Here is a 15,458-nt window from a genome sequence, read left to right as displayed (position 1 = left end):
CATCGTCCATCCCAGCCCCCAGACCGTGCCACATATAGTAGGCACGGCCGAGGTGCGAATGCACCGCTCGACCGAGAGGATTCCGCGCGCTGTGATCACAGCTCCCCCGCCGCGCACCCTCTCAGGAGCGCGGCGTCGAAGACCGCGACGAGAAGATCAGCCCAGCAGCGACAGGCCGAGGGCGGCCAGGTGACCGACCACACCCGCGAGGATCCCCAGCAGCACGCCGAGAATCGTGAGCCACACGGCCCCGTTGCCACGCTGACGGCGGCGCAGCAGACCGATGAGGAAGAACACCAGCGGCAGCGCGAACGGCAGCGCCATGGTGGCCAGCGCCACCAGGCGGCGCACGCCGCTCGCGTTCACGGGCGTCGGGACGTCCGTGTATCCCATCAGCAGGACGGCACCGCCCCAGCCGAGAAGCAGGAACACGAGGGCGAGCACGAGATCGGCGATGCTCGGGCGGATGCGATCGACCGTCTCTGCGGTGGCGGTGGTGCGTGGCGACATGGTGATTCCACCGTAGGTGAAGAGGATGCCCATTCACACCTCCCCCGCACGGAAACCAGCGCATCACCCTCCGTTCACCTCACGGACGATTCACCGCAAGGCGCGATGCATAACGTCATCGAGGCCCTGCCGCCGGCCGGGCCTCGAGAGGACACAGCAATGACCCGAACCATTCGTCCGTTCCGCCGCCTCGCCGTGGGCGCAGCCGTCGCCGGAATCGCCGCCCTCACCCTGTCGGCGTGCTCGACCGGCGCCGCCGACGCTGCGGGCACCGCGGCCGCCGGAGAGACCGGCTCGTCATCCGTCGACGCCGCCACCGCGACCAGCCTCAGCGATTTCGGCACCCTGGCCGACCTGGAGGCCGCCGCGAAGAAGGAGGGCAAGCTCAACGTCATCGCCCTGCCGCGCGACTGGGCCAACTACGGCGAGATCATCGACGCGTTCACGGCGAAGTACCCGGAGATCACCGTCACCGAGCAGTCGCCCGATGTCTCCTCCGCCGAGGAGATCACCGCCGCCAAGACCAACAAGGGCCTGGACACCGCGCCCGACGTCTTCGACCTGGGCCTGACGGTCGCGCTGCAGAACACCGACCAGTTCGCCGCCTACAAGGTGCAGACGTGGGACGAGATCCCCGAGGCGCTCAAGGAGTCGACCGGCCTGTTCGTCGGCGACTACGGCGGATACATGTCTGTGGGCTACGACTCGAAGAAGTTCCCGGCTCCGGCTGCGATCACCGACCTCCTGAAGAGCGAGTACAAGGGTGCGGTGGCCCTCAACGGCGACCCGACGCAGGCGGGTGCCGCGTTCGGTGCCGTGGGTCTCGCCACCGTCCAGAACGGCGGAAGCCTCGACGACTACAGCGCGGGCATCGACTTCTTCTCGAAACTGAACTCCGCGGGCAACCTCCTCAAGGTGGATGTCACGACCGCGACCGTCACCTCGGGCGAGACGCCCGTCGTCTTCGACTGGGACTACCTCAACGCGGCCCACACGAAGGACAACAAGGACTGGAAGGTGGTCGTCTTCCCCGGTAACGGCTACGCGGCCTACTACAACCAGGCCATCAACGTCGACGCCCCCAACCCCGCCGCAGCCCGCCTGTGGCAGGAGTTCCTCTACAGCGACGAGGTGCAGAACCTCTGGCTGAAGGGCGGCGCACGCCCGGTGCGCATGGAGGCCATGACGAAGGCCGGAACCATCGACGCCGACCTCGCAGCCAAGCTGCCGGAGGCGCCGAAGGAAACGCTCGTTCCCACCGAGGAGCAGAGCAAGGCGGCCGGCACCCTGCTCGGTGAGAAGTGGGCGGCAGCGGTTCAGTGACCTCCCCCGCCGTCTCCCACGGCACCGTTCCCGCCGGCTCGGGGCTTCGCGCTCCGGGCCGGCGGGTTCGCCGTTCGTCCCTCGCGGGCCTCGGGCTCGCGCCGTTCCTGATCTACGTGGCACTCTTCCTCGTGGTGCCCACCATCATCGCGATCGGCTCCGGCCTGTTCGCGAAGGACGGCTCGTTCTCGCTGGCGTCCTTCGCCGCGCTCGGCGACCCCGTGATCCTCGCCACCTTCTGGAACTCCACGTGGCTGTCGCTGCTCACCGCCGTCGTCGGCGCGATCGTCGGCGCCCTCGTCTGCTACGCGCTGCTGGGGCTGTCACCCACCGGTTTCGTGCGCACCACGGTCGATGCCGCGTGCGGTGTGCTGGCGCAGTTCGGCGGTGTGATGCTGGCGTTCGCGATGATCGCCACCATCGGAATCCAGGGCGTCCTCACCCGCTTCCTCCGCGACGCGCTGGGCATCGACATCTTCGCCGATGGCGCGTGGATCTACGCCCTCCCGGGCCTCATCCCCGCGTACCTGTACTTCCAGGTGCCCCTCATGGTGATCACCTTCATGCCCGCCGTCGCCGCGTTGCGCGCATCCTGGGCGGAGGCCAACCTCACGCTGGGCGGCACCCGCGCCGGGTTCTGGCTGCACGTGGGCCTGCCGGTGCTCGCCCCATCGTTCCTGGCCAGCACACTGCTGCTGTTCGCCAACGCGTTCTCGTCCTACGCGACGGCTGCGGCGCTCGCCAGCCAGGGATCGCAGATCGTGCCGCTGCAGATCCGCACCGCGCTGACCAGCGAGACGCTGCTCGGCCGCGAGAACCTGGCGGGCGTGCTCGCGTTCGGGATGATCGTGGTGATCGGTGTGGTGATGTGCGCATACGCGCTCGTGCAGCGACGAGCGGCGAGGTGGCAACGATGAGCCGCGCGCCCGGGGACATCGGGCCCACGCTTGCCACCCGCTGGATCATCGGCACCCTGGTGGGCGTGATCTTCGCGATCCCGCTGGTGTCCACCCTGCTGTACACGCTGCAGGATGCCGACGGCGCGCTCACGCTCGATCACTGGGTCAGCCTCTTCAGCGCCGCCAACCCGTCCGTGATCAAGCCGCTGACGGCGGGGCTCGGCAACTCGCTGGTCCTCGCCGTGGTCACCGTGGTGATCGTGATCGTGCTGCTGGCACCGACGATGATCCTGGTCAATCTGCGATTCCCGGGGATGAAGGCCGTCTTCGAGTTCATCGCGCTGCTGCCCATCTCCATCCCCGCCATCGTGGTGGTCGTGGGCCTCACGCCGATCTACCTGCAGATCGGACGCACGCTCGGCACCGGGGCGTGGACGCTCGCGTTCGCGTACGGAGTGACGGTGCTGCCTTTCGCGTACCGCTCGATTCAGGCATCGATCGACGCCGTTGACCTGCGGACGCTGACCGAGGCCTCACGTTCTCTCGGCGCGAACTGGCCCACCGTGTTCGTCACCGTGCTCGTGCCGAACCTTCGCTCGGGGCTGCTGGCCGCATCGCTGATCTCCATCGCCGTGGTGCTCGGAGAGTTCACGATCGCCTCCCTCCTCAACCGTCAGGTGCTGCAGACCGCTCTCGTGGTGGTCGGCAAGATCGACCCGTACGCTTCGGCGATCTTCACGCTGCTGGCGCTCACCTTCTGCTTCGTCCTCCTGCTCGCGCTGGGCTTCGCCGCCCGCGGGCGCTCACGAAAGGCGCGGTCATGACAGACGCTCCGCTGAATCTCCCGCCCACCGGCGACAACCTGCTGCTCGCGGACGCCGGCACCGGCACTCGTGTCGATCTGGTGGACGTGGTGAAGGACTACGGCAGCACCCGGGTGCTGCACGGACTGGATCTGCGCATCCGACCGGGTGAGTTCGTCTCGCTGCTGGGGCCATCGGGCTGCGGCAAGACCACGGCGTTGCGCGTGCTCGCCGGGCTCGAAGACGCCTCCGGCGGCTCGGTGCTGATGGACGGTGTCGACGTGTCCGCCGTCCCCGTGAACAAGCGCGACATCGGCATGGTCTTCCAGGCGTACTCGCTGTTCCCGCACCTGCGGGTGCGGGAGAACACCGCCTACGGTCTGCGCCGGCGCAAGGTCGCCCGCGCCGAGGCGCTGCAGCGGGCACAGGACGCGCTGGAGCTCGTCGGGCTGGGCGGATTCGCGGACCGGTACCCGCACCAGCTCTCGGGCGGCCAGCAGCAGCGCGTGGCCCTTGCCCGTGCACTCGTCACCGCTCCGCGCGTCCTCCTGCTGGACGAACCCCTCTCCGCCCTGGATGCCAAGGTACGGGTGCAGTTGCGCGACGAAATCCGCCGGCTGCAGCTGCGTCTCGGGATCACCACCGTGTTCGTGACGCATGATCAGGAGGAGGCGCTGGCCGTCTCCGACCGGATCGCCGTGATGAACTCCGGCCGCATCGAGCAGATCGGTACACCGGAGGAGCTGTACTCCGCACCGGCAACGGCGTTCACGGCAGCGTTCGTCGGGCTCTCCAGCATCGTTCCGGCCGCAGCCGACGGCGCTCGTGCCCGGGTGTGGGGCCGGGAGCTCACCCTCGTAGAGCCGGCGAGCGGGGCGGTCGAGGTGTTCCTCCGTCCGGAGCACCTCTCACTGGTAGCGGCCGGTTCCGGCGATGTGCAGGGCGTGGTGCAGGAGAGCACCTTCCTCGGCAGCATCCGTCGCACCCTGGTGCGCACGGACACCGGTGAGCTGATCCGTGTGCAGCACGACGCCGCGCTCCGCCCCGAGTTCGGGGAGGCCGTGGGCGTGCGGCTGTCGGATCACCCGGTCACCAGCCGACCGCTCGCACCGGCCTGACCCGCACCGTTCATTCGCTGTCACGTTACCCGCGGGCTCTTCCTCCGCACCGGTCCGCAGCGCTATGTTCCCTTCAACGCACGCCCGGATCTGCGGACGGTGCCCGACCCCAGGAGGTTCCCCATGGCAGGAAAGTTCGAGCTCTACCAAGACAAGGCCGGCGAGTGGCGCTTCCGCCTCAAGGCCAGCAACGGCGAGGTGATCGCCAGCGGCCAGGGCTACGCCTCGAAGTCCGGCGCACAGGGCGGCATCGAATCAGTCCGTCGCAATGCCGCAGACGCCGAGGTGGTCGAGCTCGAGGCCTGATCCGCCTCAGCGGGACGAAGGGCCCTGCTGACGTTCATCGTCGGCAGGGCCCTTCGTCGTGCGCGGCGGGTGCGGATCAGACCTCGAAGTCGACCGCGACGCGTCCGGACACCACGCTGCGTACGTAGGCGACGACCTCCTGATGGGCCGGATGCGTCTGGTATCGCTCCAGGGCCTCCCGGTCCGCGAAGTCGGCGACCAGGGCCACGTCCCAGTTCTGCTCGTAGAGCGCCTCCGCGCCGGCCGAGATCGACAGGATCTCGGGGATGACGCCGTCGAGCGCGAGCAGCCGATCGGCGATGCCGCGGGCGTGCTCAGCCTTCAGTGCGGCGTCATCCGCTGCGACCTGCCAGGCGACGATGTGACGGATGGTCATGGATCCTCCGAGTGTGTATCAGGAGTGGGTGCGGTCAGCGGCGATGAGCGCTGACTGCAGACGGTCTGCGGCCACACGCCAGTGCGCGTGGAGCGAGTCGTCGATCAGCACCACGGGGATCTTCTCCCACCACAGCTCATAGAGCGCCGGGTCGTCGAGAATCGACTTCTCGACCACCTCGACGCGATCGGCGACGTCCTCCGGAAGCTCCGAGAGGACCCGCTCGACGACTCCCTGAGCCACATCACAGAGGTGGCACTCCGGCTTGCCGATGATGGTGAGAGTGGTCACCGTCTCATCCTATGCCGATGCGGGCATACGGGATCCGCCGGCCGTCGAAGGTGTGGACGATCAGTGCTCGACGGGCTTGCCCATCGCGATCCAGGCGCCGGTGCCGCCGTCGATGTTCGTGGCGTCGTGGCCCTGGGCTTCGAGGTACTCCACGACGCGAGCCGACCGTCCGCCCGCCTGGCAGATCACATCGAAGGCACCGGAGGGGAGCTCATCCAGTCGCCCGGTGATCTCCGACATCGGGATGTTGACGGCACCCGGCACGTGACCGGCCGCGAACTCGTCGGTCTCGCGCACGTCGATGAGCGGCAGACCGCGACCCTCGAGTTCGGTGATGTCAATGCTCTTCATGGCTGAGGATGCCCTTTCCGTGGAAGGCGAGGAGCGTCTGCATCCCGCCGGAGAGTGTCGCGGAGTCGAACCCGGCCGCCACGAGCTGGCGATGGGCGAGATACGAGCGTACGCCCGACGCGCAGTGGATGCGGACCGGGCGCCCGCCGGCCGCTTCTCGCACTTCGTCGATGCGATCGCGCAGTTCGGTGTGCGGGACGTGCAGAGACCCGGCGAGGAAGCCGCGAGCGCGTTCGTCGGCGCGCCGGACGTCGAGGATCAGGGTGGCTTGTCGAGCCGCGTCGAGCTCCCACGGGTACCACAGCACCGTGGTGCCCGTGAGCACGTTGTCCCCGACGAGGCCCGCCATCGTGATGGGGTCCTTCGCGCTGCCGTACGGCGGAGCATAGGCGAGGTCCAGGTCGATCAGGTCGCTGACGTGCAGCCCGGCCCGGATCGCGGTGGCCAGCACGTCGATGCGCTTGTCGATGCCATCGCGTCCCACCGCCTGGGCGCCGAGAAGGGTTCCGGCGGCGATCCGGTGGTCGCCCGCCGCGAAGTGGACCACGAGATGCACCGGCTCCGAGCCCGGGAAGTAGCCCGCGTGCGATCCGGCGTGCAGGTGCAGCGTGTGGTGCTCGATGCCTGCGGCCTGGAGCTCGGCCCGGGTGCGGCCGGTCATCGCCACCGCCTGCCCGAACACGCGCACGATGGAGGTCTGCAGCGGCGTCGGCTGCGGACGTGCTCCCGAGCCGCCGAGCATGGCATCGGCGATGAGACGCCCGTTGCGGTTGGCGGGACCGGCCAGTGCAGCAACCAGATCTCCGCCCGTGAGCGGATCGGCGACACTTGTCGCGTCACCGGCGGCCCAGATGCCGGGAACCGAGGTGGCACCGTGCGCGTCGACGGCGATGAAGCCGGCGGGGGTGAGCGGCACCGCGCCGTCCAGGAAATCCGTGTCGGGACGGGTTCCCGCGGCAACCAGCACGGTGCGCGCCGAAAGCCGGGCTCCGTCGCTCAGGACGACGTCGGCCTGATCGCCCTGGTCTTCGATCGCCACGACGGTGACTCCCGAGTGCACGGACACGCCCCCGCGCTGCAGTTCGCCGGTCACCAGGCTCGCCAGCTCCGGCTCCAGCCTGCTGAGCACGTGGGGACCGCGCTGGATCACGTGCACCTCGTCGCCGCGCAGCCGGAAGGCCTCCGCCGCCTCCAGGCCGATGTACCCGCCGCCCACGACAACGACCGGCCCGGTGCCGGCACGCTCGCGAAGCGCAACGGCGTCCTCCACCGTGCGAAGCAGAGAAACCTGCGGAGCATCGACCCCGGCGATCTCCGGCATCAGCGAGGCCGCACCGGGTGCCAGCATCAGCCGGTCGTAGTGCTCGACGCTCTCCCCCGCCGCCGAGCGCACGGTGATCGTTCGGGCACCGGCATCGACAGCGACGACGTCGTGCCCGACACGCACGTCGATGTCGAGCGCGTCGCGCAGCGATTGCGGCGTCTGCACGAGCAGGGCGTCGCGCTGCTCGATCTCACCCGACACGTAGTAGGGCAGCCCGCAATTGGCGAAGCTCGGATGCTGGCCGCGCTCGAACACCACGATCTCGGCGCTCTCATCCAGGCGCCGGGCACGCGCGGCGAAGCTCATGCCTGCCGCCACGCCGCCCACCACGAGGATGCGCAGTGTCGGCTGTGCTGACTGGTCCATTCGTCCTCCGTGATCGTTCGGGGAGAAACACGAAGCGCCCGTCCGAAGACAGGCGCTCGGTGTCAGGCCCGCCGGGCCTTGCCGCTCACTTCTTGTTGCGGCGCTGGTGGCGAGTCTTGCGAAGCAGCTTGCGGTGCTTCTTCTTCGCCATGCGCTTGCGGCGCTTCTTGATGACAGAACCCACGGAAACCTCACTAGATCGGGGCTGGGCGAACACGTGCGTTCACCCGGGAACGGGCAGATGAAAAATTGCCTCGCGACAGTCTACAGGATGCCGGGAGTCGACTCGTTCAGCCCACGTCCGAGATGGGCCGTTGCAGCAGCTGAGCCACCGCGGACTCGGGCACACGGTAGGAGCGGCCGAACCGAACGGCCGGCAGCTCACCGGCGTGCACCATGCGGTACACGGTCATCTTCGACACGCGCGCGAGCTCGGCGACCTCTGCCACCGTGAGGAAGCGCACATCAGAGTAATCGGACACGAAACCCCTCCTTCCGAACCTGCACAGCCTATGGCTTTCCTGAGAAGGATGTAAACATCCGAGTCCAGCGTGACTCCTGTGACCGGTGTGGTTTCTGCGAACTGTGATCACAACCAGAGATCCTCAGCGGACGCATAGGGCCCTCTGCGCCGCATTTCAGACCGGTGTCGTTTACTGGGTGTCATCGGGGCTCGCAGAAGCTCTCGATGACCGGACGGGTGCGACGTTCTCCCCCTTTCACCGCACCCATCCGGTCCGATCGCGGAGACACGGGACTGAATCCGCGGCATCGAGTGCGAGCCTCGCGGTTGTCGGGACCGATGCGACGGGCGGGTGAGCTGAGCTCCCCGCCCGTCGCCATGTCCGCGGTCGGAACCGATCAGCGAGACGGGCGCTTGCGGAACGTCGAAGTCACCGCGTGCGTGATGGCCGCGGCCGTGCGTCCCACGAAGTCGGCGGCGTGCACCGCACCCTCCGGGAGGGCAGCCACGACCTGGTCGTCGTGGGCGTCGATGAACGGCATCAGCCAGTCCTCGATCTCCTCCATCGGCACGATGTCGAGGCTGTAGAAGCGGTGCTGGCCCTCCTCGCGGACGGTGACGAGCCCCGCGTCGCGCAGCACCTTCAGGTGCTTCGAGACGGTCGGTTGGCTGATCCCGAGGTCCGCGACGATCTGGGAGACGCTCGTCCCGTCGTATCCGGGGGCGTCGGATCGGTCCAGCAACAGCCGGAGAATCTCTCTCCTGGTGCTGTCGGCGATCACGTCGAAGATGTCGGCCATGTGTTTAGGGTAGTCAGGACCAGACCGGAGTACCATGACGGACGGCCGGAATCGGGAAGAGGGAGCCAGATGCCACGCGTGTCCGCACGTCGGCTGATACCTCAGGAGCCGGGATCATGGATCCAGCGACTGGGAGTGAAGCTGCGCGACACCACCACGGAATCGCCCGCTCGATTCGCTGTCGTGATCTTCGTCTCGCTCATCGCGCTGTTCACCGTGCTGTTCTCCCTGCCGGCGGCCAGTGCCACCGGCCAGCGGACCTCGCTCGCCGACGCGCTCTTCACCGCCGTGTCGACGATCTGCGTGACGGGACTCGCGACCGTCGACATGGACTCGCACTGGTCGCCCTTCGGCAATGCGCTGGTGTTCATCGGCGTCCAGGTGGGAGCCCTCGGCGTACTGACGCTGGCGTCGATCCTCGGTCTGGTGATCTCCAAGCGCCTCGGCCTGCGGGCGAAGCTGATCGCAGCGGGCGACAGCAACCCGCTGCGCGTGCACGGCGGTCCGGTGAACGAGGGACAGACCGTGCGTCTGGGAGAGGTCGGCTCGCTGCTGCTGACCGTCGCGATCTCGACGCTCATCATCGAGGTGAGCCTCGCGATCATCCTGTACCCGCTGCTGGTGATCGCGGGCGTCGATCCCCTGATCGCCCTCTGGGAGGCGCCGTACTACGGCGCGATGGCGTTCACCAACACCGGCTTCACACCCAACGCCGGCGGCCTCACCCCGTTCGCCGACGACCACGCGATCCTGTTCGTGCTGATGCTGGGAGTCTTCCTCGGATCGATCGGCTTCCCGGTCATCTTCACGCTCGCCAAGCAGCGCTGGCATTACCGCAAGTGGTCGCTGCACGCGAAGCTCACCCTCATCACCACGGTGATCCTGTTCTTCGCCGGCGCCGCGATGTTCCTGATCCTGGAATACGACAACCCCGCCACATTCGGGTCGATGGACGCCGGCAACACCACGTTCCAGGCGTTCTTCATGTCCGCGATGACGCGCTCCGGCGGCTTCTCCGTGGTGGATCCGGGCGAACTGCACGGATCGTCGCTGCTCGTCGCATCGATGCTGATGTTCGTCGGCGGAGGTTCGGCCTCCACCGCCGGCGGCATCAAGGTGACGACCCTCGCCGTGCTCGCCCTCGCCGTGTTCTCCGAGGCGAAGGGACGCCCGAGCGTGCAGGCCTTCGGGCGCCGGATCCCCTCGGACGTGCAGCGGGTGGCGCTGTCGGTCGTGGCGTGGGGCGCGACCATCGTGGCCGCCTCCACGATCATCCTGACCCAGATCACGAAGGCGCCCGTCGAGCACGTCCTGTTCGACGTGATCTCCGGATTCGCCACCGTGGGACTGTCCACGGGTATCGCGGAGAACCTGCCGGATGCCGGCGTGTACGTGCTGGCGGCCACCATGTTCATGGGCCGCGTTGGTACAGTGACTCTCGCCGCGGCGGTCGCCGCCTCATCGAAGACGCAGCTGTACTCGCTGCCCGTGGAAAGGCCCATCGTTGGTTGAACGGATCCGGAGCGATGCTCCCGTCCTCGTGATCGGCCTCGGCCGCTTCGGCGCCGCGTGCGCCGGCGAACTGGACCGGCTGGATCGCGAAGTGCTCGCCATCGACGACAACCTCGAACTGGTGCAGAAGTGGTCCGAGCGCGTCACGCACGCCGTGCAGACGGATGCCCGCAACCTCGAGGCGCTGAAGCAGATCGGCGCGCAGGACTTCCAGGTGGCCGTGGTGGCGGTGGGCTCATCCATCGAGGCATCCGTGCTGATCACCGCGAACCTCGTAGACCTCAAGGTGCCGCAGATCTGGGCGAAGGCCGTCTCCCAGGCGCACGGCAAGATCCTCGCCCGCGTCGGTGCGAACCACGTCATCTACCCCGAGCGCGAGGCCGGAGAGCGCGTCGCGCACCTGGTCTCGGGCCGCATGCTGGACTTCATCCGCTTCGACGACGACTTCGTGCTGGCGAAGATGTATCCGCCCCGTTTCATCCGTGGCGTGCCCCTGATGGAGTCGGGTGTCCGCAGCAAGTACAACGTGACCGTGGTCGGGGTGAAGAGCCCCGGCAAGCCGTTCCGCTACGCGGAGGCCGCCACGGTGGTGACCAACCACGACCTGATCATCGTGTCGGGCACCAACTCGGACATCGAGCGGTTCGCGGGGCTCGACCGCTGACGCGGCCGCCGCTCACGCTCCGGCCGCGAGCTCCTTCGCACGCGCCAGCGCGGCGTCCGTGGCACGGACGAACACCTCGTCGAGGCGCGCCTCCTGCAGCACCCCCACGGCGCGTTCGGTGGTGCCCTTCGGGCTGGTCACGCGCCGGCGAAGCTCCGCGGGATCCTCGCCGCTCGCGTCGAGCAGTGCCGCCGCCCCGATGAAGGTCTGCTCGGCCATGACGCGAGCATCGGCCTGGCTGAACCCCTTGCCGACCGCGGCTTTCGTGAACTCCTCGATGAGCAGGAAGACGTAGGCGGGTCCGGATCCGGAGATCGTCGACAGGGGGTCGATTCCCGCTTCGTCGGTCTCGATGACCGTGCCGACGTACTCGAACAGCCGGCGTACGGCGGCGACGTCCTGGGCCGAGGCGTGGGCGTTCGCGGCGATGCCGGTGACGGCCTTGCCAACCACCGCGGGGGTGTTCGGCATGGCGCGGAGGATGCGACGGGTGCCTCCCAGCGCCTGTTCCATGGTGGCGATCGTGGTGCCTGCCGCGAGGCTCACCACCACGGCGTCGGGATCCAGATCGTCGGCGATCTCGCGCAGGAGGTCGGCCACCATGGCCGGCTTGACGCCGATCACGACGATCTGCGCACCGCGTGCGGCGGTCCGGTTCCCGTCGGGCTGGTCCGCGAGCGCGATGGAGTGCACCCCGTCGAGTTCGGCGAGCGCTGCGGCCTTCTCCGCCGTGCGGTTCGTCACGCTGATCCCGCGGACGCCCCCGGCGACGAGGCCCTGCAGGATCGCACCGCCCATCGAGCCTGCTCCGAGGATCGCGATGGACGGGGACGGAACCGGTGCGCTCATGCCGCCATCCTACGTCGGAGCAGCGGGCGAGGACCGGCCCGCGTCCCGTCACGGGGTCGCATTCCTGGGCCGGTCTCCGAGCCGGCGACGATACGTTTCCCGCGCCGCGGACGAGGCTGAGCTCGCGACCCGCAGCCGATGCACCCCGCCCGTCCAGGTGGCGTGCTTATCATCGGAGAACCGATGGCAAACGCGCAGCGAAGCGCGGCGAGCAAAGGATGATCATGACGCTCTTCGACGGAATCACAGCCCGAGTGGTGCAGACGCCCCGCCTGGCCGTCGGAGTGCTCGAGCGCGCCGAGGACTCCCCGGATGCACCAGCGGACCGGACGATCGTCTTCGTGCACAACGTGGTCGGCTCCGCGGAGATGTGGCAGAAGACGATGCTCGCCCTCCCCCGCGATCTCCGGCTCATCGCCGTGGACCTGCGCGGCCACGGCCGCTCCGAACGCCTCGGCGTGGACGCGACACGCGGTGTCCGCGACTTCGCCGATGACCTTCACGATGCTCTCCAGGCGCTGCAGCTCGGCGCCGTGCACCTGGTGGGCTGGGGTCTGGGCGGCGGTGTCGTCCTGCAGTACGCGCTCGATCACCCGGTGCTGTCGCTGACGCTGGAATCCCCGGTCTCCCCGTATGGTTTCGGGGGCACCCGCCGCGACGGCTCGCTCCTCACAGAGGACGCCGCCGGGACGGGAGCGGGCGTGGCCGATCCCGACTTCGTCGCCCGGATCGCCGAGGAGGACGAGACGGCGGAGGTGGCCACGTCACCGCGGTCCGTGTTCCGCTCGGTCTTCCTCGCCACCGGCTACGTCTCGCGCAACGAGGACGTATGGGTCGAGTCGATGCTCACCACGGCGGTGGGCGATGACGCGTTCCCCGGCGCCACGAGCCCGTCGTCCTCATGGCCCGGATTCGCGCCGGGCACCACGGGCGTGCTCAATGCGCTGTCTCCGCGGTACTTCGACGTCTCCGCCATCGTCGATCTGCCGCACAAGCCCCCGATCCTGTGGGTGCACGGCGGACGCGACATCATCATCTCGGACGAATCCGCCTTCGACACCAACGTGCGAGGACGCAACGGTGACATCGACGGCTGGCCGGGCGAGGATGCCGCCCCCGCACAGCCGATGGTGACGCAGACCAAGGACGTGCTCGACGCGTACTCGGCCGCGGGTGGTCACGTCCTCGACGCGCTCTTCCCCGCCGTGGGCCACTGCCCGCACCTGGAGGAGCCGGAGGACTTCCGCGCCGCACTGCTGTCGCGCATCGACTACGTCCCGGTGGGCGGGCCTCCCACCGAGGTCATCGTCCTGAAGTCGGCGGACTGATCGCTCTCGCCACCGCCGACGTGGGTGACCGATAGAATCGCTGGGTCGCCGGACGATCACACGGCGTTCGAGGGGGATTCATGTCCGTTGGTCTGCTGGCAGTCGTCGATGACATCCTGAGCGCGGCGCTGAAGGCGTCAGCGAAGTCCGCGGGAGTCGTGATCGACGACGCCGCGGTCACCCCGCAGTACGTGCAGGGCATCACGCCCGCCCGTGAGCTGCCCGTGGTGGGAAAGATCGCGCTGGGCTCGATCGCGAACAAGTTCGTGATCATCATCCCGATCGCGCTGGTGCTGACCCAGTTCGCCCCGTGGATCCTGCCCTGGCTGCTGATCATCGGTGGGACGTTCCTGTGCTTCGAAGGCGCGGAGAAGGTGCTGGAGTGGTTCGGTGTGGGCCACCATGGCGACGAGGAAGCCGAAGACCGCAACGAGAACAAGCTGGTGTGGGGCGCCATCCGCACCGACCTCATCCTGTCCACCGAGATCATGCTGATCTCGCTGTCGAACCTGCCTGAGCACCTCGGTTTCTGGATGGAGCTGGCCGCCCTGGTGGTCATCGCACTCCTGATGACGGGCGTCGTGTACGGCGCCGTTGCGCTCCTGGTCAAGCTCGATGACATCGGCCTGCGGATGGTCCGCAGCGACGAGAAGCGCGTGCGTCACACCGGAACGCGCATCGTCCGCTCGATGCCGGCCGTGTTCCGCGTCATCAGCGTCATCGGCACGGTGGCGATGCTGTGGGTGGGAGGTCACCTCGTGATCGCCAACCTGGGCGAGGTCGGCTTCCACCCGCCGGCGGATCTGCTCCACCTCGTCGAGCACGCCCTGGCTCCGCTCGGCGGCGTGATCGTGTGGATCGCGGACACCGCCATCTCCGCCGTTGCGGGGCTCGTGATCGGTCTGATCGTGGTGGCCGTGGTCATGCTGGTGCGTCGCATCGCGGGGCGGGGATCGTCCATCCCCTCGGCCGGTGAGAACCCGGATCTGGCTCGCACATCCGGGCACTGACATGCTCACGACCCCGGCAGAGGACGCCGCGATGGCCCGGGCGCTGGGCCTCGCGGCCGAGGCGGGCGCGGCCGGCGAGATCCCGGTGGGCGCCGTGGTGCTGGGCCGCGACGGCGACGTGCTGGGCCTCGGACGAAATGACCGCGAGGAGACGGCCGATCCCACCGGCCATGCGGAGGTCGTCGCGATGCGCGCGGCGGCCCGCACGATCGGATCCTGGAACCTCCAGGACACCACGCTGGTGGTCACGATGGAGCCGTGCGTGATGTGCGCCGGCGCCGCGCTGCAGGCGCGTGTCTCACGAGTCGTCTTCGGCGCGTGGGATGACAAGGCGGGTGCGGCCGGCTCGGTCTACGACGTGCTGCGCGACCGCCGTCTTCCAGTCCGTGCCGAAGTGGTCGGCGGCGTCCGCGAGACCGATGCGGTCGCGCTGCTGCAGGAGTTCTTCCGCGGCCGTCGCTGAGCACCCGCGCGTTCTCGCGCACGACGACCGCACAGCGTGGGACCGTTCGAGCGGATATTCTGTACCTCATGCGTGTTCACGTCGCCGATCACCCCTTGATCACCCACAAGCTCACGGTGCTGCGTGACAAGAACACGCCGTCGCCCGTGTTCCGTCAGCTCACCAGCGAGCTGATGACGCTGCTGGCCTACGAGGCCACACGGAACGTCCGGGTCACGCCGTACGAGATCCAGACCCCGGTCACCACGACCACGGGTGTGCGCATCTCGGAGCCGCGTCCGCTCATCGTGCCGATCCTCCGCGCCGGTCTCGGCATGCTCGAGGGCATGACTACGATGATCCCGACCGCAGAGGTCGGCTTCCTCGGCATGGCACGCAACGAGGAGACCCTGGAGCCGCAGACCTACGCTGAGCGGCTGCCCGAGGACCTGAGCGCGCGCCAGTGCTTCGTGCTGGATCCGATGCTGGCGACGGGCGGCTCGCTCGGCGCCGCCATCGACTTCCTGTTCCAGCGCGGTGCGCAGGACGTGACCGCGGTGTGCATCCTGGGCGCGCCGGAGGGCGTTGCGGCGATCGAGAAGCAGGTGGCGGGCCGTGATGTCACGCTGGTGCTGGGTGCGCTGGATGAGCGTCTCGACGAGCACGGCTACATCGTCCCGGGCCTCGGCGATGCGGGCGATCGCCTGTACGGCACGGTCTGAT

Annotated in this window: 20 protein-coding genes; 11 read left to right on the top strand and 9 right to left on the bottom strand. The window is 68.5% G+C overall.

Annotated elements, in window-relative coordinates; all coding sequences use genetic code 11:
* Nucleotides 1–156 precede the first annotated feature (156 nt).
* Nucleotides 157–543 carry a hypothetical protein gene (locus ACIQJ5_RS14305; RefSeq protein ID WP_231091628.1) on the bottom strand — a complete coding sequence of 129 codons (387 nt, stop codon included), beginning with the start codon at nt 541–543 and terminating at the stop codon, nt 157–159.
* A 126-nt stretch (nt 544–669) separates the two neighbouring features.
* Here ACIQJ5_RS14305 and ACIQJ5_RS14300 point away from each other — a divergent pair, with 126 nt between their 5' ends.
* The 5 genes from ACIQJ5_RS14300 (at nt 670) to ACIQJ5_RS14280 (ending at nt 4,959) form a co-directional block, all read left to right on the top strand.
* Nucleotides 670–1,833, top strand: a complete 1,164-nt coding sequence (locus ACIQJ5_RS14300) for an ABC transporter substrate-binding protein (protein ID WP_402844885.1) — start codon at nt 670–672, stop codon at nt 1,831–1,833.
* A complete protein-coding gene (locus ACIQJ5_RS14295) occupies nt 1,830–2,750 on the top strand; it encodes an ABC transporter permease subunit (RefSeq protein ID WP_231091626.1) in 921 nt (306 codons plus the stop codon). Before ACIQJ5_RS14300 ends, ACIQJ5_RS14295 begins: the two co-directional genes overlap by 4 nt.
* Complete coding sequence (locus ACIQJ5_RS14290; RefSeq protein ID WP_402844883.1) at nt 2,747–3,556, top strand: ABC transporter permease; 810 nt, start codon at nt 2,747–2,749, stop codon at nt 3,554–3,556. The genes ACIQJ5_RS14295 and ACIQJ5_RS14290 overlap by 4 nt, the downstream gene beginning before the upstream one ends.
* Nucleotides 3,553–4,653: an ABC transporter ATP-binding protein gene (locus tag ACIQJ5_RS14285; protein ID WP_402844882.1), complete on the top strand. Its 1,101-nt coding sequence runs from the start codon at nt 3,553–3,555 to the stop codon at nt 4,651–4,653. The genes ACIQJ5_RS14290 and ACIQJ5_RS14285 overlap by 4 nt, the downstream gene beginning before the upstream one ends.
* 123 nt (nt 4,654–4,776) lie before the next feature.
* Nucleotides 4,777–4,959, top strand: a complete 183-nt coding sequence (locus ACIQJ5_RS14280; RefSeq protein WP_231091621.1) for a YegP family protein — start codon at nt 4,777–4,779, stop codon at nt 4,957–4,959.
* A gap of 76 nt (nt 4,960–5,035) precedes the next feature.
* Here the strand turns inward: ACIQJ5_RS14280 and ACIQJ5_RS14275 are convergent, their stop codons facing one another.
* The 7 genes from ACIQJ5_RS14275 to ACIQJ5_RS14245 all read right to left on the bottom strand — a co-directional run bounded on the left by ACIQJ5_RS14275 (nt 5,036) and on the right by ACIQJ5_RS14245 (nt 8,930).
* Nucleotides 5,036–5,335 carry a Dabb family protein gene (locus ACIQJ5_RS14275; RefSeq protein WP_231091620.1) on the bottom strand — a complete coding sequence of 100 codons (300 nt, stop codon included), beginning with the start codon at nt 5,333–5,335 and terminating at the stop codon, nt 5,036–5,038.
* Nucleotides 5,336–5,353: 18 nt separating this feature from the next.
* Nucleotides 5,354–5,626 (bottom strand): glutaredoxin family protein, encoded by a 273-nt coding sequence (locus ACIQJ5_RS14270; protein WP_231091619.1) that lies wholly within the window; start codon nt 5,624–5,626, stop codon nt 5,354–5,356.
* A 60-nt stretch (nt 5,627–5,686) separates the two neighbouring features.
* Entirely contained in the window at nt 5,687–5,977 is a 291-nt protein-coding gene (locus ACIQJ5_RS14265) for a rhodanese-like domain-containing protein (protein ID WP_231091618.1), read from the bottom strand.
* A complete protein-coding gene (locus ACIQJ5_RS14260; protein WP_402844878.1) occupies nt 5,964–7,667 on the bottom strand; it encodes an FAD-dependent oxidoreductase in 1,704 nt (567 codons plus the stop codon). Before ACIQJ5_RS14260 ends, ACIQJ5_RS14265 begins: the two co-directional genes overlap by 14 nt.
* A gap of 85 nt (nt 7,668–7,752) precedes the next feature.
* Nucleotides 7,753–7,851, bottom strand: a complete 99-nt coding sequence (locus ACIQJ5_RS14255) for a 30S ribosomal protein bS22 (RefSeq protein WP_003792170.1) — start codon at nt 7,849–7,851, stop codon at nt 7,753–7,755.
* Nucleotides 7,852–7,957: 106 nt separating this feature from the next.
* Nucleotides 7,958–8,149 carry a helix-turn-helix domain-containing protein gene (locus ACIQJ5_RS14250; protein WP_231091616.1) on the bottom strand — a complete coding sequence of 64 codons (192 nt, stop codon included), beginning with the start codon at nt 8,147–8,149 and terminating at the stop codon, nt 7,958–7,960.
* A 379-nt stretch (nt 8,150–8,528) separates the two neighbouring features.
* On the bottom strand, nt 8,529–8,930 hold the full coding sequence (locus tag ACIQJ5_RS14245; protein WP_231091615.1) for a helix-turn-helix transcriptional regulator: 402 nt from the start codon (nt 8,928–8,930) through the stop codon (nt 8,529–8,531).
* Between the two features lie 120 nt (nt 8,931–9,050).
* Between ACIQJ5_RS14245 and ACIQJ5_RS14240 the strand changes: the two genes are divergently transcribed.
* On the top strand, nt 9,051–10,442 hold the full coding sequence (locus tag ACIQJ5_RS14240) for a TrkH family potassium uptake protein (protein WP_402844898.1): 1,392 nt from the start codon (nt 9,051–9,053) through the stop codon (nt 10,440–10,442).
* Nucleotides 10,435–11,106: a TrkA family potassium uptake protein gene (locus tag ACIQJ5_RS14235; RefSeq protein WP_231091613.1), complete on the top strand. Its 672-nt coding sequence runs from the start codon at nt 10,435–10,437 to the stop codon at nt 11,104–11,106. The genes ACIQJ5_RS14240 and ACIQJ5_RS14235 overlap by 8 nt, the downstream gene beginning before the upstream one ends.
* A gap of 12 nt (nt 11,107–11,118) precedes the next feature.
* Here ACIQJ5_RS14235 and proC read toward each other — a convergent pair whose 3' ends face one another.
* Complete coding sequence (gene proC, locus ACIQJ5_RS14230; protein ID WP_402844875.1) at nt 11,119–11,955, bottom strand: pyrroline-5-carboxylate reductase; 837 nt, start codon at nt 11,953–11,955, stop codon at nt 11,119–11,121.
* Between the two features lie 224 nt (nt 11,956–12,179).
* On the opposite strand from proC, the gene ACIQJ5_RS14225 reads away from it, so the two are divergent.
* From ACIQJ5_RS14225 to upp, 4 genes are all read left to right on the top strand, one after another.
* Nucleotides 12,180–13,283, top strand: coding sequence for an alpha/beta fold hydrolase (locus ACIQJ5_RS14225; protein ID WP_402844873.1), 1,104 nt, complete (start codon nt 12,180–12,182; stop codon nt 13,281–13,283).
* Between the two features lie 80 nt (nt 13,284–13,363).
* A complete protein-coding gene (locus ACIQJ5_RS14220) occupies nt 13,364–14,293 on the top strand; it encodes a DUF808 domain-containing protein (protein ID WP_231091610.1) in 930 nt (309 codons plus the stop codon).
* A 1-nt stretch (nt 14,294) separates the two neighbouring features.
* Nucleotides 14,295–14,756 (top strand): nucleoside deaminase, encoded by a 462-nt coding sequence (locus ACIQJ5_RS14215; RefSeq protein ID WP_402844870.1) that lies wholly within the window; start codon nt 14,295–14,297, stop codon nt 14,754–14,756.
* A 68-nt stretch (nt 14,757–14,824) separates the two neighbouring features.
* Nucleotides 14,825–15,457 (top strand): uracil phosphoribosyltransferase, encoded by a 633-nt coding sequence (gene upp / locus ACIQJ5_RS14210; RefSeq protein ID WP_231091608.1) that lies wholly within the window; start codon nt 14,825–14,827, stop codon nt 15,455–15,457.
* Nucleotide 15,458: the final 1 nt, after the last annotated feature.

The organism is Microbacterium sp. GXS0129 (genome assembly GCF_044769785.1).
Lineage (GTDB): Bacteria > Actinomycetota > Actinomycetes > Actinomycetales > Microbacteriaceae > Microbacterium > Microbacterium nymphoidis.
The sequence above is the reverse complement of the archived record's forward strand: the minus strand, read 5'-3'. Positions and strand labels throughout refer to the sequence as shown.

What these genes read in the sequence shown, in the direction of transcription:
- ACIQJ5_RS14305 (WP_231091628.1), bottom strand. Translation starts at nt 543, where the DNA reads ATGGGCATCCTCTTCACCTACGGTGGAATCACCATGTCGCCACGCACC.
- ACIQJ5_RS14300 (WP_402844885.1), top strand. Translation starts at nt 670, where the DNA reads ATGACCCGAACCATTCGTCCGTTCCGCCGCCTCGCCGTGGGCGCAGCC.
- ACIQJ5_RS14290 (WP_402844883.1), top strand. Translation starts at nt 2,747, where the DNA reads ATGAGCCGCGCGCCCGGGGACATCGGGCCCACGCTTGCCACCCGCTGG.
- ACIQJ5_RS14285 (WP_402844882.1), top strand. Translation starts at nt 3,553, where the DNA reads ATGACAGACGCTCCGCTGAATCTCCCGCCCACCGGCGACAACCTGCTG.
- ACIQJ5_RS14280 (WP_231091621.1), top strand. Translation starts at nt 4,777, where the DNA reads ATGGCAGGAAAGTTCGAGCTCTACCAAGACAAGGCCGGCGAGTGGCGC.
- ACIQJ5_RS14275 (WP_231091620.1), bottom strand. Translation starts at nt 5,335, where the DNA reads ATGACCATCCGTCACATCGTCGCCTGGCAGGTCGCAGCGGATGACGCC.
- ACIQJ5_RS14265 (WP_231091618.1), bottom strand. Translation starts at nt 5,977, where the DNA reads ATGAAGAGCATTGACATCACCGAACTCGAGGGTCGCGGTCTGCCGCTC.
- ACIQJ5_RS14260 (WP_402844878.1), bottom strand. Translation starts at nt 7,667, where the DNA reads ATGGACCAGTCAGCACAGCCGACACTGCGCATCCTCGTGGTGGGCGGC.
- ACIQJ5_RS14245 (WP_231091615.1), bottom strand. Translation starts at nt 8,930, where the DNA reads ATGGCCGACATCTTCGACGTGATCGCCGACAGCACCAGGAGAGAGATT.
- proC (WP_402844875.1), bottom strand. Translation starts at nt 11,955, where the DNA reads ATGAGCGCACCGGTTCCGTCCCCGTCCATCGCGATCCTCGGAGCAGGC.
- ACIQJ5_RS14225 (WP_402844873.1), top strand. Translation starts at nt 12,180, where the DNA reads ATGACGCTCTTCGACGGAATCACAGCCCGAGTGGTGCAGACGCCCCGC.
- ACIQJ5_RS14220 (WP_231091610.1), top strand. Translation starts at nt 13,364, where the DNA reads ATGTCCGTTGGTCTGCTGGCAGTCGTCGATGACATCCTGAGCGCGGCG.
- ACIQJ5_RS14215 (WP_402844870.1), top strand. Translation starts at nt 14,295, where the DNA reads ATGCTCACGACCCCGGCAGAGGACGCCGCGATGGCCCGGGCGCTGGGC.
- upp (WP_231091608.1), top strand. Translation starts at nt 14,825, where the DNA reads ATGCGTGTTCACGTCGCCGATCACCCCTTGATCACCCACAAGCTCACG.